Source organism: Mesorhizobium sp. C089B, assembly GCF_030323125.1.
GTDB lineage: Bacteria > Pseudomonadota > Alphaproteobacteria > Rhizobiales > Rhizobiaceae > Mesorhizobium.
Genome location: NZ_CP100469.1, coordinates 4,447,346 through 4,467,651, shown reverse-complemented (window position 1 = coordinate 4,467,651; position 20,306 = coordinate 4,447,346). Strand labels below are relative to the sequence as shown.

14 protein-coding genes and 1 tRNA gene are annotated in these 20,306 nt (G+C 57.8%); 10 read left to right on the top strand and 5 right to left on the bottom strand.

From position 1 onward, the window contains the following. Nucleotides 1–87 precede the first annotated feature (87 nt). The 3 genes from NLY44_RS22085 (at nucleotide 88) to NLY44_RS22075 (ending at nucleotide 3,579) form a co-directional block, all read left to right on the top strand. Nucleotides 88–1,929 (top strand): choice-of-anchor X domain-containing protein, encoded by a 1,842-nt coding sequence (locus NLY44_RS22085; protein ID WP_198028992.1) that lies wholly within the window; start codon nucleotides 88–90, stop codon nucleotides 1,927–1,929. 270 nt (nucleotides 1,930–2,199) lie between these two features. After that, entirely contained in the window at nucleotides 2,200–2,661 is a 462-nt protein-coding gene (locus NLY44_RS22080; RefSeq protein ID WP_023805900.1) for a hypothetical protein, read from the top strand. Between the two features lie 591 nt (nucleotides 2,662–3,252). After that, nucleotides 3,253–3,579, top strand: coding sequence for a hypothetical protein (locus NLY44_RS22075; RefSeq protein WP_156941028.1), 327 nt, complete (start codon nucleotides 3,253–3,255; stop codon nucleotides 3,577–3,579). A 134-nt stretch (nucleotides 3,580–3,713) separates the two neighbouring features. On the opposite strand, the gene NLY44_RS22070 is transcribed toward NLY44_RS22075, so the two are convergent. The 4 genes from NLY44_RS22070 to NLY44_RS22055 form a co-directional block, all read right to left on the bottom strand. Continuing rightward, complete coding sequence (locus tag NLY44_RS22070; protein WP_023805902.1) at nucleotides 3,714–4,112, bottom strand: hypothetical protein; 399 nt, start codon at nucleotides 4,110–4,112, stop codon at nucleotides 3,714–3,716. Between the two features lie 131 nt (nucleotides 4,113–4,243). Then, the gene (locus NLY44_RS22065; RefSeq protein WP_156941029.1) at nucleotides 4,244–5,236 is read right to left on the bottom strand and encodes a hypothetical protein; all 993 of its coding nucleotides are present in this window, start codon (nucleotides 5,234–5,236) and stop codon (nucleotides 4,244–4,246) included. Continuing rightward, nucleotides 5,236–5,940 carry a hypothetical protein gene (locus NLY44_RS22060; RefSeq protein ID WP_286455002.1) on the bottom strand — a complete coding sequence of 235 codons (705 nt, stop codon included), beginning with the start codon at nucleotides 5,938–5,940 and terminating at the stop codon, nucleotides 5,236–5,238. The genes NLY44_RS22065 and NLY44_RS22060 overlap by 1 nt, the downstream gene beginning before the upstream one ends. Beyond that, nucleotides 5,904–6,875, bottom strand: a complete 972-nt coding sequence (locus tag NLY44_RS22055) for a hypothetical protein (RefSeq protein ID WP_286455001.1) — start codon at nucleotides 6,873–6,875, stop codon at nucleotides 5,904–5,906. The genes NLY44_RS22060 and NLY44_RS22055 overlap by 37 nt, the downstream gene beginning before the upstream one ends. 526 nt (nucleotides 6,876–7,401) lie before the next feature. Here NLY44_RS22055 and NLY44_RS22050 point away from each other — a divergent pair. The 5 genes from NLY44_RS22050 (at nucleotide 7,402) to NLY44_RS22035 (ending at nucleotide 18,205) form a co-directional block, all read left to right on the top strand. Further along, nucleotides 7,402–10,005, top strand: coding sequence for a DEAD/DEAH box helicase (locus tag NLY44_RS22050; RefSeq protein ID WP_353654443.1), 2,604 nt, complete (start codon nucleotides 7,402–7,404; stop codon nucleotides 10,003–10,005). A gap of 548 nt (nucleotides 10,006–10,553) precedes the next feature. After that, nucleotides 10,554–10,907 carry a protein NO VEIN domain-containing protein gene (locus NLY44_RS33005; protein ID WP_353654465.1) on the top strand — a complete coding sequence of 118 codons (354 nt, stop codon included), beginning with the start codon at nucleotides 10,554–10,556 and terminating at the stop codon, nucleotides 10,905–10,907. A gap of 77 nt (nucleotides 10,908–10,984) precedes the next feature. After that, nucleotides 10,985–13,867 (top strand): DUF1156 domain-containing protein, encoded by a 2,883-nt coding sequence (locus NLY44_RS22045; protein ID WP_023805906.1) that lies wholly within the window; start codon nucleotides 10,985–10,987, stop codon nucleotides 13,865–13,867. A 52-nt stretch (nucleotides 13,868–13,919) separates the two neighbouring features. Further along, on the top strand, nucleotides 13,920–17,252 hold the full coding sequence (locus NLY44_RS22040) for a DUF499 family protein (protein WP_023805907.1): 3,333 nt from the start codon (nucleotides 13,920–13,922) through the stop codon (nucleotides 17,250–17,252). Nucleotides 17,253–17,443: 191 nt separating this feature from the next. Further along, entirely contained in the window at nucleotides 17,444–18,205 is a 762-nt protein-coding gene (locus NLY44_RS22035; RefSeq protein WP_023805908.1) for a hypothetical protein, read from the top strand. A 163-nt stretch (nucleotides 18,206–18,368) separates the two neighbouring features. On the opposite strand, the gene NLY44_RS22030 is transcribed toward NLY44_RS22035, so the two are convergent. After that, nucleotides 18,369–18,443, bottom strand: a tRNA-Gly gene (locus tag NLY44_RS22030). Nucleotides 18,444–18,659: 216 nt separating this feature from the next. On the opposite strand from NLY44_RS22030, the gene NLY44_RS22025 reads away from it, so the two are divergent. Beyond that, nucleotides 18,660–19,157, top strand: a complete 498-nt coding sequence (locus tag NLY44_RS22025) for a prolyl-tRNA synthetase associated domain-containing protein (RefSeq protein WP_023672125.1) — start codon at nucleotides 18,660–18,662, stop codon at nucleotides 19,155–19,157. An 80-nt stretch (nucleotides 19,158–19,237) separates the two neighbouring features. Further along, nucleotides 19,238–20,245, top strand: a complete 1,008-nt coding sequence (trxA, locus tag NLY44_RS22020) for a thioredoxin (protein ID WP_023736734.1) — start codon at nucleotides 19,238–19,240, stop codon at nucleotides 20,243–20,245. The last annotated feature ends 61 nt before the right edge of the window (nucleotides 20,246–20,306 follow it).

Sequence of the window (20,306 nt, the reverse complement as noted above, 5' to 3'; positions counted from 1 at the left end):
GCATTTGCAGTTGCTTGGAAGTAGAGAAAAACTATGTTTCAGGTGCCAACGCTACACCGTACTTTATCCCTAGCGCCACTATTGTTGTTGGCGACGGCAATCGCCGGCCGCGCCCAGGAGAACACCCTCGGCTCGACCGCGATACTGGCGGATAACATCATCGAGCTACGTATATTCCTAACGCCGGAGCCCGGGGTGGTGCTGGGCGAGATCGCCACTGTCGGCCCGTCGACGCTTACAGAGTTCTCCGTGGCGATGGAGGACGGGACCGTCACGTTTCGTGACGATGGCGCCGCTCCGGATCGAGAAGGAGGCGACGGCGTATTCACCGCGCCGTTCAAGTTTGACGCTACCAGCGCGTTTGAAGCGCGGCGCGCCGATCTGGAGGCGACAATCGAGGTTCTGCGCGGTCAGGGCTCAACAAGGCTGATACGGCGGGGTCCCCGCGACATCGTCTCAGCGACCGACGCGGTCAGCGACGCCGAGCGCATCATTCCCGCAACACTTGCCGGAGCGCGCGAGCAGGCAGCGCAAGCATTAGGTCTACTGGCCACGCGAGACCCGCTGATTGCTGCGCGGGAGCTCAACATAGATCCCGCAAAGACCCCCTTCCTTCGCTTGCCGGGACCACGGTTCGACGCGTTGCAGGACCACCGGTTCAAGGTCGAATATCTTTTCGACTTCCCCGTCTTTGCGACGTTTCCACCTCTCTCACCGCCCATCGCCATCGACCACAACCGCTCGCTGATGATCACGGCAAAGGAGGTGGTCGAAGATGGCGGGCGTAGCTTCGATGCCTGCAGCGGCCTGGGTTGGCCCGGGGGCGCGTGGAGCTTTGGCCACTTGGTACGCGAGATGGCCTACGGCAGTGGCGTCACACCCGAGGAGTTTGCTCTTAGCTGGCTGTCAACTTGGGGGGCTCCACAGCAGGGCACCGGGTGGATCGTCCCCAAGCGCGACCTGCACCTGCAGAACGTGATCGACACCTGGCAGCGATTGTCGGGCGGGGCGCTCAACATCGACTACTTCCCAGCACGGCTTATGGCCATCGTCAATCGCCCCGATCTTGCGCATAGTGTCGGTGGCGCCGAAAGCGCCGGCGAGGGGCGTTTGGTGTTCGGTTTGGTCGACCAGGAGCCGACGACACCGCCCTCGTGCACCCCGATCAGTTTTACCGTTATCTTTGAGTACGGCATCGCTGCCGACTCCTGCACGGAGATCAAGGCGTGGCAGCAGCGCTGGAAGGATCTCGACAGCGCTGCTGACTACAATCAAGCGCTCGAGTCCATCACCCGCGCCTTCACAGATCACGGATCGAACCCGAGCCAGATCCCCAACATGAGTTCGCTCAATCAATTGAGGACCAACGAGACCATGTTCGGTCTCGGGTGGCAGTGGCGCGAGTTCCGCCTTGGGGATACCGGCGTGTTGAGTCTCGTCACGGTGAAACAAACGCCGGACGATACGTTCAACGAGAGCACTATTTTGCAGAGCTATCTCGGCACTAAGGAAGGCGACATTCTCAACGACCGCCTTGCTGTTCCGGAGCACTTTCCGGGCGCCCTCGACCTGTTCCTAGGAGCCACGTCCAGTACCCAGTTAAGCGGCTTCTTCTGGTTTGCTCAAGGTCTCGGCGGTCCCGCCAACCCAGACGAAACGCGCCGCAAGTTTTCACTCGCCACCTGCAACGGATGCCACACCGGTGAGACTGGAACACGCTTCACCCACATCGGCAGCGAAGGCAAACGCGAGACAAACGAGGTCGCGCAGCTCTCGAAGTTCCTGGTAGGCGAGGACGTTACCGTCCCGGCAGGCGGCGGCGCGCATCACTATGAAGATCTGACCGAGCGCGAGATCGCCATGTCCCACCTGCTCGGCCGCTCCTGCTTTGAGCTGCTGGCATTTCAGCGGCTGCCGTTTGTCCACTGATGTCAGATCAGCCGCGCCGCAGAGAATCACTTGCTAGTATTGTGTTTGTAATGATAGCTTATCCCAGCCAGATTTGCTGCCGTGGTGCTCAAGAGTGGGCAGACTTTGTCGCCGAGGCGTCGGACACGCTAGTAATTAATGTCATCCGATGGCAGCTGGCACGCTGGGGAATACTCTCGTCATCCGAATTCTTGGAGGAAGGGTGACCTCGGACGACGCAGCCCGATCTCCAGCTTGCTACAAACGAACGTTCATTCAGGGGAAAAAGCGATGGCAAAGCTCAAGATCTTTGAGGGAAACGATCCGACCGCAGCGATTCCAAGCAAGGACGGGTACAGAAATGTTACAAAATATTTGCTAGCTGATCTAGCCACTTTTCTGAATGCCTCCGATAAGGAGCGATCTGATTTGCTTCAGCAATACTCGAGCTATGGAGGGTCAAACCACATTATCTATCAATTGACGAAGAATCCTGAAGCTAATCAGGCGATCGATTGCTCTAATTGCAAAGTAAATGTACAAGAGGATGAACGCAAAAAGCCGTCAGCCAACTTTGGCAAGCACAACATGGTGCTGCCGGACCAGCATGTAGGCGACCCTCCGATAAACCCTGGCTACTTGGAGGAATACATAAAGGCTATCGTTTCGCTGTATGGCGATGGCACGCCGACTAAAACATTAAGTGCGTGCGAATTCCTGTTCGGGATCATGTTGCTCACGCGCTGCCGCTGACGAGAGGCCCTATACATGACCGGTATCTGGTCCTCCGGGTGGGGAGGCGGGTCTGTCGCTGGAAGACGCGAGCGGGCAAATCGCGGCTTGGCATGGCAAAGGTCGGGGGGAGATCGCCCTGAATGCCGGCCGACGCCCACGCTCCGAGCGGTTCAATTAACATAGGAAATGAGCGGACTGGCCCCCCATCGCCTTGCGGTTGCCGCGAGAAGGGACCCCGAAGAAACCGGTGCCAGCGTTTTTTGACCCGGGGGGGAGGTCACTACCGGAATGAGAAGCCTATGCTCTGAGTTTTCGACAAGAGCGCACAGAGTTTCCGCGCGCTTCAGGGTCTAAACGGTCATCGGGCGATCGCACCAGTACCGAAACTTGGCCGGCGCTCCCCCTTCGCTCCCCGGGGCTGCTTTCGCCCAACGGCACCCCAGCCTGCCGCGCCGCTTGCGGCCCGACACCTTAACCTTGGTTGGAGTATGCTGCATCCCTAGCCCAGATAGTCGGCTTGCTGACGGTTGGTCGTTCGCACCAACCGCTATTTGAACGAGTACCGGTCTTGTGCGAGTGTCCGTGAAGACCCAGGAGAGTGGGTGGGGGGTGAACAGCATGATCCTATACCTTGAACTCAAGGATGCGATCGTCAGGATTCTGCGCGATCGCGCGAAGCAGCGCCGAACAATCTACTATAGCGAGTTGGGTGCAGCGCTCGCCATTCCGGCCCAAGGCCCATGGAAACCAATTCTCGACGAGATCTCTCGGGAAGAAACATCAGCTGGTCGGCCGGACATCACATATCTTGTGGTTTCAAAGACTACGAACTTGCCAGGCCAAATAGGCTTTACGGCTGCGAAACCGCCCTCGACCCAACAAACGAAGAGAGCACTCGAGACGATTGAAGCCGTGTTTGATCACTACAACAAGTAATTCGGTACTACCCACCTCGCCAGATCAAACGCCAGCTAGACCGCACGATGTTTGTCGTCTCGACGCACGCGGTGGATGAAATATTTGTCTGGCTGCCGAACGTGCAACTGTTGTGATCGCGCGCTTCGCGTCGATCACGCTTGCTTACCTTCAAGCCTGAAAGCTCCTGTGCCTTCGTCCAGCGCGGTTACCCTCATAACCATCTTGCTGGGGAAGCATTCCTTGATCGTCTTCGGCTGCGCCATCTTATCTTTGGCGATGGCGATGATCACCTGGACTTCGCCGTTGGCATGATCAATCGCCCATCGCAAGTTCGTCATCAGCTCATTGTGCCCTGGCCTGACCTTTTGTTCGAGATCTAGCGACGGTCGCTCAAAGCTTGGTTGCTTACCCTTCCAAACGAACTCATGTTGCCAGAGCGTCACAGCCACGGTTTTGGTATTCTCGTTGCGCGCCGACCAGCTCCAATAGGTGTTCCTTGGAGCCGTGCCGAAATGTTCGAAGCATTCAGTGTGGGTATACTTCTTGGCCATACACCGATTATATCTGACTTGGATTTCAAGGTACACACCCCTAACCTTGCAAGAGCGCCGGAACCGCAGGATCGAGTATTGCCGAGCCCTACTGGGAAGCGACGCCGTCTTTGGAAGGACTTCTAGGTGCGTCAGATGGAGCGGTAAGCGTTCTCAATTTTCGCGCGGTGCATCTGAAACACCGTCAAAAGGCGCATAGCCACAGCCAGAGCTACCTCGACTTTCTGGCGGTCCCGTTCAAAATCGTCGAAGGACGAGATTGCTGGTACTCGCACCTGAACGCTCGTATGCTGCTTGTATTTCCCGCTAGGAATTATCTTCAGATCGTCGTCCAATAGCTCGGCGACCGCTTCCATCTTGGAGAAGGGAGCATCCCGCATATCCAGGCTGACAAGGCCTGTTCGAGCCAAATGCCGGATCTGTGCCCACGATGGCAGCTCAGCCACCTTCATTTGGAACCAACTGTCATCCCACCAAGTGTCCTTAGGCACAGGCAGGATGAACGCCGTTCCGCAGCGTTTATTCCAATCTTGCAGAAATCGATAATATTGCTTCCGGAATGACGTCATGTCGGTATCGACCACTTTGACCCCGGTCGCGTTTTTCTTGGCAATTGCCTCGTCCAGCCGCGCCAGCTTGAAATTCCGCCGATTGGCATCTGCGGTGGTGATCCACGACTTGAGGCTTTCGATACTGACCGCCGCCATAAATCCGGCGTCAGGCCGGGCGTCGATGTAGGCTTTTGGCGCCACCAGCACGGTGGTGTAATGGCTCCAGAGCTTGTTCTCGACACCCCACTCGCCCCGTTTTCGGTAGCGGCCGGCCTGATCGGGCTGCAGTCCGGCGTTAATCTTATTCTCGATTAGGAGCGCCAGCTTCTGGCGTTCCCCCTGAGGACCGGCAGCGTCCAGAACCACAACCAGATCGGCTTCCCCAAACTTGTCTGACAGGGAATGCACGGTCCGCTCGACCGACACACGAACATCGGCGAGCCCGCAAGCTTGGCAGAATAGCGTTGTGAACGCTGAATCGACGTTGAATTCCTCTTCGAGGAAAAAGTCGAGCCGAAATTCTTGAATCGACCGCGATGACTTCATTGTCTGGCCAGATGTTGTCGGTGACATCAGATGTCCTGCTCCCCGGGTTCACTCGGCTCTTCGCTTGGCAGCTGCCATCTAGCCATCATCGCTTGGTCTGCCTGGCGGATTGCGGCGCGACGTTCTTCTAGTCGTTGCCTAAGCAATGCATGCAGGCGCGCGCAGGCCTCTGAGAGGCCTTCCTCAATCGCTCCGGTGGAAAGCGCCTGGTCTAGAAGTCGGGCGCCTTTCTCCACGAAGCGATGATCGCTGGGAATCCGATCTTCATACGGTCCCATTTGCTTAACAAGTAACCGAGTCTTACCGTTGTTCGTCCTTAGAACCATTGTTGATGAATGAGGGTTGGGTACTTCATTACCAGACGGCAAAGGGCGGTCTTCCCTCCCGGACAACAGACTTACTATCTGCGCGACGGTTTCCCCATTTACTCGATCCCAATGTGTACAGAACTCCGGCTGATTTTTCGACCAACTGTCAAAAGTTCGACCTGTTGCGACCAACGTATCGACATAAAGGCCGTAATCGTACCAGTGACCCAATTGAGCATCCAATTCCGGGGTGCCGTGCCAACCGGGCGATCCCAGTCCAGTTACCCGATGCCAGCCGTCGTCAAGGAGAAGAGCTGCGGTGCCGGCATATTCGGCGAGCTCTTCCCCAGGTATCGCCGCGAGCGGCACAAGTGACCGGTCGCATGTCAATTCACACTGTCGATCACCAACATGAATTTCCACGCGAGATCGCGTTTCCCACAGGGGCCAATGTCTTCCGATCGGCCGAGGGGGCCAATTGCAAGGCCGATTTGCGTGTATAAATTCACCTCTGCTTTAATGGCACGCCACTGTGTAATCGTTGGAAGCGAGTTGCGCCACGAAACGATTGCGGCCGCCTCGTTGCGGGTCGCCCGCTTGTCCGCAACAGGCCTGCTTTCGATACGCAGTTTTCCGTGCCATTTGCCTTGCCGAACTTCGAGAATCGGAATGGACGGGAGTGGCGAAAAATCGTGCCACATGAAGAACCCGTCCTCACGGCATTCTGTCAATGCGGGCCTTTCACCAGGGACGAACTCCTCAATGGTCGCGTCAAACCAGCCTGCGTAGGCTGACAAATCCGCAAAGTAGGCCGAGAAGGGCTCTTTGCGCGCCAGCCATGAGCCCATCTCCTGGACGAGGTCTGCGAACTCAACGGCGGGGTCGTCTGCGGCAAGACCAGCCTTCTGTAGGAAGGTGGTATCCCTGAACGCTTCATATAGGGCGTCTTCGGTGGATCGCCCCAAAAGGGTGGCCAGCGTCCCGATTGCTATGACGTAAGGGCGAACTTTTCGGGAGACTGGTCCCCAGTTCTTTTTCTTTGCATCAGCTCGTAGAAGCGTGTGATCGATGCGAAGGCGCTCCATGTGCCTGATGGAAACAGAGCCATCGTTTGGTAGCGCCGCGCGTATCTGGTCTTGGGATATCTTCGCACGCTTAGCTTCTGCAATCAGCCGGTCTACGTACTGAGCAGGGTAAAGGGGGTCGTTCGCTGAAGGAAGCTTGAGTTTTGGATCTCTCGCCGCATCACGGACAGCGCGGACTAACTTAGACTTTAGACTCTCAGGGGTGCCGTCGGACGAGACATTGATGTAGCGCGAAAAAGTCGAGCTCGGAAACGTAAGGACCTTACCTGACATCACAAAGCTCCCTTCACAGCATATCTGTATCGCCGGGCGGCTCTACCGCGTCCGAGATGAAAAATCGTAAGGATCTTTCCGGTGCCGTCCTGGATTACCGCGAGGGTTCGAAGGCGCTCTCCATTTCGGGCATGCCTTGAAGCCCTCTGGCTTACCGTCAGCAGACTACACCCGTTCCCGACCGGCATTTCACGATCGGCGCATTCCATAAAACTAGTAATACGGTCTTGCGGTATCCCCCGCTGGCCGCATCGTATTCGCGCATGGGAAGTGAGCAGTGTCATTTTGGTCCCTGATCTCCACACCCGTTCTGTGTGAAAGGAATAGAGCCCGTCACGAAAAGTGTCATTGCCTAAATGTGGGAAATGCGATCGTTTTCTGGGATATTTTGGATGCGCAATTGGGAGATTGTTTGGGAAACAAATCTACTTGTTGGTCACCACCCAGAGATCTCAGGTGAACGGTTTTCGATCGTCGGATGACGCACGCCTTGCAAGCCATTCGCTATCCTGTAAAGGCTGGTCGTATGAGCACGTTCGAAGAAATCAAGCCCGGTGCGCGAATCAAAGGCCTTGATGTCGCAGGTATTGCGGAGGTCGTTTCTGTTTCTAAATTCGGAACCGACGCACTTAATCTGGTTTTCCGAGTTGGCGGAAAAGTCGCTGAGCGGCTTGTCTATCGTGGCGAAGAGACCGGGTTTGAGTTCATAACCGCTGGCCGTGCCTACGCCTTCGACGCGGACGGCAGTTTATTGCGATTGGCGTCCGAAGCATATCGCATTCGGCTTGCCCACCTTTTCGATCCCTACCTCGCGGTCAGCGCCTCACAGATCGAGGCCCTTCCTCACCAGATCACCGCCGTCTACGGGGAAATGCTTCCACGACAGCCGCTTCGCTTTCTGCTCGCAGATGACCCAGGCGCCGGCAAGACGATCATGGCCGGGCTCCTGATTAAGGAGCTTTTGATTCGAGGCGACCTTGAACGTTGCCTGATTGTCGCGCCTGGAAGCCTTGTCGAACAATGGCAGGAGGAAATGGCCGAAAAGTTCAGTCTCCATTTCGATCTTCTGACGCGCGATCAAATCGAAGCCTCCGTCACTGGCAATCCGTTCGTCGAAAAGAATCGCCTCATCGTTCGGCTGGACATGGCGGCTCGTTCTGACGAACTGAAGGCCAAGCTCGAAGCGGCAGGCAATTGGGATCTGATCATCTGCGACGAGGCACATCGCATGGCTGCGTCGTACTTCGGCGGTGAAGTGAAGGAAACCCGGCGCCACAAGTTAGGCAAGCTGCTAGGGACCCGCACACGGAACTTCCTTTTGATGTCCGCAACGCCGCACAACGGCAAGGAAGCCGACTTTCAGCTGTTTATGGGATTGCTTGACGCAGACCGGTTCGAGGGTCGGTTCCGCGAAGGCGTTCACAAGGCCGACGTGTCGGACATGATGCGGCGGTTGACTAAAGAAGAACTCTATCGCTTCGATGGAACGCCGCTCTTTCCCGAGCGCAAGGCCTATACCGCTAGCTTCGCATTGTCGCCAGTCGAAGCCGATCTCTACCAGGCGGTGACGACCTATGTGCGCGAGGAAATGAACCGCGCGGATCGGACTGGCGACGACAAGCGCCGGTCGAATGTCGGCTTCGCGTTGCAAATCCTTCAGCGCCGACTGGCATCCTCGCCGGCGGCGATCCATCGCTCGCTGGAACGCCGCCGCAAGCGCCTGGAAGACCGATTGCATGAAGAAAGACTGATGCGCCAGACGAGTTCGGCGCCTCTAACCCACGCGCCCGTTCTGCCCAGCTATGACCCTGACGACATTGATGAGGTGCCGGGCGCGGAAGCGGAAGCCGCCGAGGAACAGATCGTCGATCATGCGACAGCAGCCGCCACGCTTGCTGAGCTTGAAGCTGAAATCCTTATTCTGAAGGATCTCGAAGAGCGCGCGCTGCGGCTCAAGCTTTCCGGCCAGGACACAAAATGGCGCGAGCTTGAATCCATTCTCGACGAGCCGCTGATGCTCGACGCCGCAACTGGCCTACGTCGCAAGGTGCTGATCTTCACCGAGCCGAAAGACACACTCGAATATCTGCAACAGAAAATCGCGGCACTTGTCGGCGATCCTTCGGCTGTAGTCGTGATCCACGGCGGCATCGCGCGCGAAGCACGACGCGGTGCCATCGCCGCCTTCAATTCCGATCCGCGCGTGCGCGTGATGATCGCGAACGACGCTGCGGGCGAAGGCGTGAACCTTCAGCGCGGCGCGCATCTAATGGTCAACTATGATCTGCCATGGAACCCCAACCGTCTCGAACAGCGCTTCGGCCGCATCCATCGCATCGGCCAGACCGAGGTTTGCCACCTTTGGAATCTCTGCGCGGCGAATACGCGCGAAGGCGAGGTCTATCGCCGCCTGCTCGAGAAGCTTGAAGAGGCTCGCGCCGCGCTTGGTGGCAAAGTCTACGACGTGCTCGGCGAATTGTTCGAAGGCCATGCGCTGCGCGATCTCCTAGTCGAGGCAATTCGCTACGGTGACCGCCCAGAAAAGAAGGCCGAGCTTTTCCGAAAGGTCGATGGCGCAGTCGATGTGGATGCCATTGAGAAGCTGGTAGCTGAGCGCAAACTGACCTCTGAGGGCATGAACCCGAGTTCTGTTGCCGCAATCCGCGAGCAGATGGAACGCGCGGCGGCGCGACGCCTGCAACCTCATTTCATAGGATCTTTCTTCCGCGAAGCCTTCACGATGCTAGGCGGGCGGATTGCCGAACGCGAAAAAGGCCGGTTCGAGATCCTGCGTGTACCGTCGATCCTGAAAGAACGCGACCGGCTGATCGGGCGTTCCGATCCGGTGCTCGATCGTTACGCGCGCATCACCTTTGAAAAATCCTTGATCATCGGCCAGCCACAGGCCGAACTCGTGGCGCCGGGCATCCGCTGCTCGAATCGCTGGTCGACGTCATCCTCGAACGTTTCCAGCCGCTTCTCAACCAAGGCGGCGTGCTGGTGGACGATGCAGACGAAAGCGTCGAGCCAAAGCTCCTCATCTATCTCGAACATGCAATCCGTGACGGACGGGTTGGCCGCTCGGGCGAGCCTCGCGCAATTTCCCAGCGGCTTCAGTTTCTGTTCTTGAAGGAAGACGGATCGGCGACCGACGGAGGACCCGCTCCCTACCTCGATTATCGCCCGATTACGCCCGAGGAGCGTGTATCTGTAGCCGATGCCATCATCGCACCCTGGCTGTCGGGCAATGTCGAGGCGCAAGCACTGGGCTATGCCGTGCGATCGCTAGTTCCCGACCATCTCAACGAGGTACGGACGCGCCGGATCGTCGAGATCGACAAGGTCGAGCGGGAGGTGCGCGCACGCCTTAATCGCGAGATAAACTATTGGGATGCTCGTGCTGCCCGGCTTCGCGAAGAAGAGCGCGCGGGCAAGGAACAGCGCATCAACGCCCAGAATGCGGAAGCGACAGCCGCCCGCCTCGCGGAGCGGCTCCATCGCCGCCAATCGGAGCTAGACCGCGAGCGCCAGATTTCGGCCCTGCCGCCTGTTCTGAAAGGCGCCGCCCTCGTGATCCCCGGCGGGCTGCTGAAAGCCAAGGTGCCGTCCGCCCAGGCAACTAAGCCGAACGTGTTCGAAGAAGACCCTATCGCGCGCGCCGAAACCGAGCGCCTAGCCATGGAAGCTGTGTTCGCGGCCGAGCGCGCGCTTGGCCATGAACCCAGGGACGTGTCGGCCGAGAAGAAGGGCTGGGATATCGAAAGCCGTGACGTGAAGGCGAGCCATCTTCGCTTTATCGAGGTCAAGGGACGCCATGCCGAAGGCCGCGATGTCATTCTGACCAAGAACGAAATACTGGCGTCCCTGAATGTCGCCGAGGCCTTTATTCTTGCGATTGTTCAGATCGATGCCGGTTTCGTCCGCGAACCCGTCTACGTTCGCCGATTCTTCAATAGAGAACTGGGGTTTGCGGAAACGGCGGTGGTGTTCAATGTGGCTGATCTGCTATCGCTAGGTTCGGGGCCTGCTTGAGGCCTGGTTCCCTCGTAGGCCTTCCGTGATTCGTGCGAGCCGAACCGGCCCTTGTGGGGAAGAAATTGAGGTTTGGGATGACGGTATCGGTTCCACGCAAGAAACTCATCGAGGTGTCGATCCCTCTCGAAGCGATCAACGTTGCCTCGGCCCGCGAAAAATCGATCCGGCACGGGCACCCTTCGACTCTGCATCTCTGGTGGTCGCGAAAGCCCTTGGCGACATGCCGGGCGGTGCTATTCGCGCAGATGGTAGATGACCCTTCCAGCTGGCCCGATCGCTTTCCCACCAAGGAAGCCCAGGACGTTGAGCGTCGGCGGCTCCATCGTATCATCGAGGACATGGTGCCATGGGAAGCCTCAAACAACGAGACGATCCTGAACGCCGCCCGGTGGGAAATCGCGCGCACCGTTGCCTGGGGCTTCGGCGAAGAGCCGCCCGCGAAGGACGACGGCAAGGCGATCCTGGACTACCTGCAAACCAAGGCTCCGGCGGTTTACGATCCATTTGCGGGTGGAGGCTCAATCCCACTGGAAGCGCAGCGATTGGGGCTCAAGGCCTACGGGTCAGACCTAAACCCAGTTGCGGTTCTGATCGGCAAGGCTTTGGTAGAAATACCACCGCTGTTCGCAGGTAAGCCTCCGGTTAACCCAAGTGCTCGCGCAGAGGCCAAGAACGGCGAAGTTCGCGGCTGGAAACGCGCGCAAGGTCTTGCAGATGATGTTCGCTACTACGGCGAATGGATGCGCGACGAAGCAAAAAAACAGATAGGACTTCACTACCCGAAAGCTACGTTAGCTGACGGCGCCGAGGAAACGGTAATTGCCTGGCTATGGGCGCGAACAGTGCGATCGCCGGACCCCGCTGCCAAGGGTGCCATGGTTCCTCTTGTGTCTTCGTTCATGCTTTCAACAAAGGAAGGCAAAAAGGCTTGGGCCGAACCCATCATCGATCCAGATGCTCCCGACGGATATCGGTTCGAAGTTCGGAGTGGGAGGATAACGAAGGCTCAGGAGGAGCAGCTAAAGAAAGGTACAATGTCGCGGTCAGGTGGAACATGCCTTCTGACCGGAACCTTCATGCCTTTTGACTATATTCGGAACATGGGTTTCAGTTCAGGGCTGGGCGAACGGCTCTTAGCTATTGTTTCCGAGGGCAATCGCGGCCGGTCTTACTCAACACCTTCGCCAATACATGAGACAGCAGGAGATATATCAAAAGCCGAAGATCAGGTTATATCCGTCGATATTGCTCCGAATACGCGTGACTTTCGGACTCAGCTCTATGGGCTTCCGACCTTCCGTGACCTTTTTACAGCGAGGCAGTTCTTAGCGCTGAGCACATTCTCTGATCTGATACGGGATGTACGTTCCAAGGTTTTGTCTGACCTAGAACCAGTCACCGTTCCTTCAGATAGTGTTCCCCTAAGTTTGGACGGACGAGGTAAACAAGCTTACGCGGATGCCGTTGCGACATATCTGGCTCTTGTGGTCGGGCGCTGCACAGACGCTTGGAGCTCTGTAACGTCTTGGGCTGAAGCTGGAGAGTTCATCAGGAATACGTTTGCCCGACAAGCTATTCCAATGGTTTGGACATTTCCGGAATGCAATCCGTTTAGTGATTCAACCGGAAATTTCATGAACTCGGTTGCTTGGACTTCGGCTGCGTTGGAGGGAGTTAACGCGACGGGTATTGGATCAATAAGCCAGGTCACTGCGCAAAAAAACAGCTACCCAGTTAGGCCGGTGGTCATCTCAACCGATCCCCCATACTACGACAACATTGGGTATGCGGACCTATCAGATTTTTTCTATGTTTGGCACCGTAGGTCACTGAGCAATGTGTGGCCTGATTTGTATAGAAGGCTATCCGTTCCAAAAGAAGACGAGCTAGTCGCAACACCTTATCGTCACGGCGGTCGCGATCAGGCCGAAGCGTTTTTCATGAACGGAATGGGTGGGGCACTCGCGGCGATAAAGGCGGCGGCGACCGATCAAGAGCCAGTTGCGATCTACTACGCTTTCAAGCAAACCGAGATTGCTCAAGAAGGGCTTACATCCGCAGGATGGGCGTCTTTTCTACAGTCCGTGATCGACAACGGTTTTGTTCTCGATGGGACTTGGCCCATGCGAACCGAACGTGGCGTTCGTACAAATAGTATCGGAGCAAATACACTCGCGTCATCTATCGTACTGGTTTGCCGAAAACGTGATCCCGCCTCATCAATCATCACTCGCACGGACTTCATTCGCGTGCTGAAACGCGAAATGCCGGCAGCAATCGACGCAATACGAAGGGCGGGTGTCGGCCCGGTCGATATGCAGCAGTCTGTGATTGGCCCGGGCATGGGAATTTTCTCCAGACACGCCAAAGTCCTAGAGGACGACGATAGCGCCATGCCTGTGAAAACTGCGCTTTCTCTAATCAACCGTGTTTGGGGTGAAATTGAAAACGAGCTTGATGCAAATTTTGACGCTGAAACCCAAGTCGCTCTCGCATGGTATTCGGACTACGGCTTCGACGCTCGTGCGTCTGGCGATTTGATTACTATAGCGAACGCAAAGAATATTTCCTCGGATACTTTGTTTTCCTCGGAAGTTTTTACAAACCTCCGAGGCAAGGCTATGCTAACACCACGAGACGAACTGCCGAAAGGCTGGACGCCAGCTAAGGACAAATCCCTCACAGTCTGGGAATGCGTCCAGCACACCGCGCGCGTCCTTAACGCGGAGGATGGTGGTGGCGCAGCGGCTGGGCGGCTTGTCGCCGAAATGGGGCCGAAGGCAGCGGAAGCCCGCGCTCTGGCATATCGCCTTTTCGAAATCGCCACGCAGAAGGGCTGGGCAGCCGAGGCCCTGGTTTACAACGAACTCGCCCAGGAGTGGCCGAAGCTCGAAGATCTGGCCTCGACCGCCGCTGGCCGGGTTTCGACTGCTGCCGCGCAAGCGGAATTATTCTAAATGTTAGCTGGTCGCAGTTTCGGATGGGAAACCGGTCCGGCGGGAGGATCGCATGTCAGCTGAAAAGGAAACGCTGCAACGGGTTCAAGGAGGGCTTTTTCATCTGCAGAAAGGACTCGCGCCTTTCGTAGAAGCCCGGATGAAAACGGTCCATGGCTCAACCTGGCTCCACTATGCCAGCCGCGCCGCCGGAGGAGCACCAAACGCGCCGCTTGACGCGTATGGCCTCGTTAAGACCATGATCGATCGCTGGCGCGAGGTGTTTGACGATGCTTTCGCGCGGCCCGACAAGCATAAGGCGCGCAATTTCGCTTCTATGGCTCTCGAAGCTCGGAATGCCATTTCGCATCTCGCACTCGGGCTTCAGGACGACGAGGCGCTGCGCTATCTTGACGCAATGCACCAGCTTTTGAAGTTGGTGAAGGCTTCAGAGAGCGAAGTCGCAGAGTTGAGGAAGCTATATGACAGCCAGCGTCAGTCCGGACTGGCGCGTGCGCCAGAACAGCAGACCGTACCCGCACCCGCACCGACCCAAACAACGTTGACGCTGCCTCGAAGTGCTGATGAGGATGGACAACCCGGCAAGGCCCTGAAGCCTTGGATCGAAGTGGCGTTGCCACACCCCGATGTGATTGCAAACCGCTTCAAGGAAGCCGAGTTCGCCGCTGATCTGTTCGCGGTCGACGCTGGCTATGCGGGCGAGGGCTATGCGACACCGAGCGCTTTCTACGGCATCACCTTTCTCACTGAAGGCTTGAAGCGTGTCCTGACCACGGCGACGCAAAGGCTTGGCGGCACCGGCGGCGATCCGGTGATTGGCCTGCAAACCGCCTTTGGCGGCGGCAAGACGCACACCATGTTAGCGATCTTCCATCTCGTAAAACACCTGGGGGAAGGCGGCGATCCGCGGGGCCTTCCCGGCCTGGCAGAGGTTCTTGACCGGGCAGGCGTGAAGTCGCTGGCGAAGCCGAAGATGGCGGTGTTTGTTGGCTCGTCGAAGGGCGCCGACGTGTCGCTGAACCTCAAGGACGGGCCGCGCGTCAACACGCTCTGGGGCTATATCGCGTGGCGCATCGCAGGTGAGGCAGGGCTTAAGCTTATCGCCGAGGCCGAAGCTGCGCGAACAAGCCCTGGCTCCGAACTCATGGTCGAAGTGTTCAAGCTCGCTGGGCCGAGCGTGATCCTTCTCGACGAACTAACGATGTTCGCCCGCCAACTTGACGATGACCGCTTCGAGGCCTTTCTGTCCTTCATCCAGTCGCTCACCGAAGCGGCCAAAATGGTACCCGGCATCCTGATCGTCGGATCACTCCCAGAGAGCAATGCCGAGGCCGGTGGACCGCGCGGCGAGGCGGCGCTACTTCGGCTTGAAAAAATCTTCGGACGCGTACAATCGGCTTGGCTGCCTGCTTCAGGCGACGAAACCTATGAGATCATCAGGCGGCGTCTATTCCAGCCCCTTGATGCGGAAGGCGAGAAGGCGCGAGACGATACCGTTAAAGCCTTTCATGATCTCTATAAGAAAAACCCTGCCGAATTTCCGCCCGAGACCAAGGAAGCGCGCTATCTCGAACTGCTGCGCCTGTCCTACCCGATCCACCCCGAACTCTTCGATCGGCTGTCAAAGGATTGGGCCAGCCTGGAAAAATTTCAGCGTACGCGCGGCGTGCTGCGCTTCATGGCCAACGTTATCGGCGTTCTCTGGCACGGACAGATGCGTGATCCGCTGATCACGCCGGCGCGGGTGCCTGTTGCGCACGAGCGCGTCCGAGTGAGCGTCCTCTATCCGCTCGATCCCGCGTTCGGCTCGGTCGTCGATAAGGAGGTCGACGGGGACGGTTCTCTGCCGAACCGGATGGAAGCAAATCCTTCGCGACGGATTTCGCAGCTGCGCGCCGCCACCCGGGCTGCGCGGTCTGTATTCATTTGCTCGGCCCCGTTGGTCGGCCAACCGAATGCCGGTCTCACAGGTCAGGGTCTACGTCTCGCCTGCGCTGAGCCGGGCGATCAATTGGCGATCTTCGGTGAAGCGCTTCGGGAACTAACGGAACGAGCCACCTACCTCTATGAAGAAGCCGGCCGCTATTGGTTTTCGACTCAGCCGACGCTGAATCGGTTGGCCGATGATCGCGCAAAAGCGCTGCCCGATCACGAAGTCGACGCGGCAATCACCGACGTATTGCGCGAAGACGCGGGCAGCAAGGGTGGCTTCCATCGCATCTTTGCTGCACCGGACGATCCCGTGACGATCGATGAGGCGCAGTCGCTTTCGCTGGTAATCCTGAGCCCGGCTCTGGCTCATGCCGGGAGAGGCGCCGTAAAGTCGCCGGCGACAGACGCCGTGGCTGACGCACTGATGCGGTGCCGTGCTTCCCAGCGACGCCTGCGAAATACGCTTATTTTCGTCGCTCCTGATGAAGCGAACCTAGAAACTGCGCGCGAAGTGATGCGTAAGTCGATCGCCTGGGCCTCCATTGACAAGGACGATCGTCTTCAGCAGCAAATGACGCAGGCGCAAGCCGCTGATGCGAAGGACAAAGCTAAGACGAACCGCGAGTCGGCGTTGAAAGCGATCCGCGCTGCCTGGAGCCACATTCTCTATCCGGTGAAGAGCGCTACAGCGGGAAAACCCTTTGATCTCGAACACAGCCTAATCTCGTCTCGCGACAGGGCAGCGATCCCACACGTCGTCTACGACAAGGCAAAGGCCGATGGGATTGTCCTTGAGAAGCTGGGCACTGAGCGCCTCTGGCTTGCGCTCAGTCCGATCTGGCCAGAAGATCGCCCGCACCTATCGATCGCCGAAATCGCCGATTGGTTTGCGGCGTATGTCTATCTGCCAAAGGTGCGCGATAGGGTCGTCCTGGAGGGCGCGATTCGCGATGCTGTCGCGAAATTCGATCCACAGTTCGGTTATGCCGACGGCTTCGACGAGGCGACGGGAAAGTACCATAAGCTCATCTGGGCAAAAAACCCTCCTGAATTCCTCCCTCCGACGGCGATGATCGTCCGAGAAGCCGAGGCGCAGAAGCAACTAGAGGACGAAGGCGCGGCGGCGCCGCAGCCAAAGTCAGGGTCATCGCCTGGTTCTACGCCCCAGCCGGGCACTTCCGACCCTGGCGTGACGCCATCGACCGCGCCGGGCAAGCCTCGACGTTTCTATGGTTCCGTCGAGCTCGACATGGTCCGTCCTGTCAAATCGTTCGACGCAATCCTCAACGCTGTCGTGATGGAGCTTCAGCGCACACAGGGTGCGAAGGTGAAGCTGACGCTCGAAATCGAAGCCGAAGCCAACGATGGCTTTGCCGACAGCGAAGTTAGCGTCGTTCGCGACAACGCCCGGCAGCTCAAGTTCAAGTCCGAATCAACCGCCTTTGAAGATTGACCTTTGAAGGGTCTGAATTCCACAGAGATCGCTCTTAGCATCGACAATGCGATCTCGCCGAAACCGGGACAGACCAACGCGACGTCAAGAAGCTTACACGGGAAGTCGTTCACAATTTCGAATTACTAGCTTAGTCTGACCACCCATCCAGATAGTAACTAACATCGAAACAGTTGTAGCGAGGGCGCAGGATGCAAGATAGTTACAGCCTATACGATGATGTACGCGCTCTTGAGCGGTATCTTAATTTGCCCGAAGGCGGACTCAGCAACATCCCCATATACGCACGAGTCCATGCCGTCGATGCGATTCGCAAGGTTCGCGAGATGGAGGCAAAAACCCAGTTTCGTCCTGGATTGTACTATATTGTTCTTGTGGATTTGCGGGGTAACACGAATTTCAACGCAAAATATGGGAATGCCGAAGGCGATGTACGGGTTGAATGGTTTCAAACAGCAGTTGTTCAGACGATAGGTGAACTGGATATTCAGAACTATGTTGCCTTTAGCAAGACGATAGGAGACGCGTCACTCCTGATATTTTCATCCTTCGCCGATGTTTTTTCTTGGTCCCAGAGATTAACAGGAAATCTTTCCGCTTTAGTTGCAGAATACCCGGAAAATTTAGAGATTCGTGGTATTGATGTCGACTCCAGCGTTCTTGATGAGCAGCTGAAGGATTTTGATCTCAAAGCGCGAAGGTTAGTACATATTGGTGAAGTGTCATACAAGGAGAGTATCGATCCTCTTAGTCTCGCGGTCAGTCAGACTTTCAAGATAGAAAAGGCATTCGACAGCGATGAACTTGGCTGTACGCAGGCAGTTCATGATGCGGCTGCGCCCCTCCGGAGTGAGCTGGGATTCGAATTTATTGCTAACTCGGCGGTAACGTTGGCTGGGCAGTCAGAGCCCACTTCAACCTACTACGCCGTGGCAAAACGCGGCGCGAGATAAATTCTCTTCATGGCGTGCTGTAGTTCCTCACTGCGCACGATTCCGGTCACTGCGACATAATTTCGCTTGATGTTGTTTTGCTCCCCCGCCTGCTCCCCGGCGCCAGACAGCAAAAAGGCCCGGTTACCCGGGCCCTTTAAGCTTTTCAAATCTAAAGAAGATTTGGAGCGGGTGAAGCGATTCGAACGCTCGACCCCAACCTTGGCAAGGTTGTGCTCTACCCCTGAGCTACACCCGCTCACACGGCCCTTTGGCCGCAAGCCGGGCCTATATGGCTGAAGAGCGCGGCGATTGCAACAGGGAAATGACGGGCTTTTTGGTCGCGCCAAATCGCTTGGCGGAACCTTGTCGGCCACGCGGGTGGTTCATCGACTTCCCGCATGACGGTCTTGTCTCGGCGGCATCATTGGCCGTAAACGGCTTTGCCGCGCGCCGATACAGGGGAAGACCACCAATGCCGAAGACCGAAGCCGAGCTTTTCGCCTTTCTTGCCGATCTCGGCATATCAGTGTCGACCGTGCGCCATCCGCCGCTCTATACGGTGGCCGATTCGCAGTCGCTGCGCGGCGAGATACCGGGCGGGCACACGAAAAATCTGTTTCTCAAGGACAAGAAGGACAATTTCTTCCTGGTCAGCGTCGGCGAGGAGGCGGTCGTCGACCTGAAGCAGATCCACACGATGATCGGCGCCGCCGGCCGGGTGTCGTTCGGCAAGCCGGAGATGCTGATGGAGCTGCTCGGTGTCATTCCGGGCGCGGTCACCGTGTTCGGGCTGATCAACGACACCGAAAGACGGGTCAAAGTGGTGCTCGACCAGGATTTGATAGCACATGCGACAGTCAACGCGCATCCGCTGACCAATGAGGCGACGACGTCGATCGCGTCCGCCGACCTCATCAGATTCGTCGAGGCAACCGGACATGATGCTGCTATCTTGAAAGTCTCGGCTTGATCGCCACATGGATGGCGAAAACTGACCTCTAGTTAAGGACGTCGCGCTGCTCCGCTGGGCGCGATCGGAAGGGCGACGACATGAGCGACAACAACAATCCGTTTGGCGGCCAATTCGGCGGCAATTCTGGCCAGTACACCACGTCCGTGCAATATGGCGGCGCCGAGCCGGCCAAGTCGGCACTTGGCCCGACACCCGGCGCAGCACCTGCCGCTGGCGAGCTGATCAAGGACACCACGACCGCCACTTTCGCCGCCGACGTCATCCAGGAATCGCGCAAACAGCCGGTACTGGTCGATTTCTGGGCGCCGTGGTGCGGGCCCTGCAAGCAGCTCACGCCGCTTCTGGAAAAGGCGGTCAAGGCCGCCGGCGGCAAGGTCAAGCTGGTCAAAATGAACATTGACGATCATCCCTCGATCGCCGGCCAGCTCGGCATCCAATCGATCCCGGCGGTCATCGCCTTCAAGGACGGCCAGCCTGTCGACGGCTTCATGGGCGCCATCCCCGAGAGCCAGATCGCCGAGTTCATCACCAAGGTCGGCGGCAAGGGCAATGGTGCGCCGCCGGTGGCCGAAGCACTGGCCGCGGCGGCGGAAGCGCATGCGGCGGGCGATGCGCAGACCGCAGCCGACATTTACGACGCCATCCTGGCGCAAGCGCCGGAGACGATCGAGGCGATTGCCGGGCTGGGCGAGCTTCTGTTCGAGGCCGGCGACAGCGACGGCGCCGAGGCGCTGCTGGCAACGGCGCCGGAGGCCAAGAAAAATGCGCCGGCACTTGCCGCGCTGCGTGCCAAGATGACGCTGGCTGCGGAAGCGGCAGCACTTGGCAATCCAGCTGAATTCGAGCAGCGACTGGCCGCCAATCCCGGCGACCACCAGGCGCGTTTCGACCTCGCCATGATCCAGAACGCCAGGGGCGAGCGCCATGCGGCGGCCGACAATCTTCTGGCGATTATAAAAGCCGACCGGACGTGGAACGAGGACGGCGCCAGGGCGCAGCTGCTGAAACTGTTCGAGGCCTGGGGCATGACCGACGAGGCGACGCTGGCGGCACGGCGCAAATTGTCGTCGCTGCTGTTTTCCTGAGCCGTTTGCCGGCCAAATTGCCGGGGCCGTGGCTGTCGGGCCTTGCGGTCGGCGGCCGCCG